The organism is Paenibacillus xylanexedens, assembly GCF_007680605.1.
Classification (GTDB): domain Bacteria; phylum Bacillota; class Bacilli; order Paenibacillales; family Paenibacillaceae; genus Paenibacillus; species Paenibacillus xylanexedens_B.
In genome coordinates, this window is the sequence record NZ_VEIO01000075.1 from 1 (window position 1) to 314 (window position 314).

Sequence of the window (314 nt, forward strand, 5' to 3'; positions counted from 1 at the left end):
GGTGAGGCTATTGTGTTGCCAGGGAAAACCCATTCGTACCGGACATGGTCGGAGCGGATGGGCGTCTATGCACAGAGCCGGGAGTTGCTACGAGAAGCCGAGTATTGGCGTCAGGAAGAACAAACGCATGTGGAACGGCTTCCGAAAGACGGGGAAGGGTCCGGCGTCCGAACGATCGGGAGCAGTGCCACGGCGGCAATACACTTAAGCGAGGCCGAAACGAAGAACTTGCTGACCGGAACGCATCATGCGTACAAGACGGAAATGAACGACGTGTTGCTGGCAGCCCTGGGTTTAGCGATGCAGGAATGGAC

The 314-nt window shown here is 57.3% G+C and carries 1 protein-coding gene; it reads left to right on the forward strand.

Going from position 1 to position 314, the window contains the following annotated elements; genetic code table 11:
• Positions 1-314, forward strand: a 314-nt coding sequence (locus FS818_RS28450; RefSeq protein ID WP_260990007.1) for a condensation domain-containing protein, incomplete at both ends; no start/stop codon positions are given.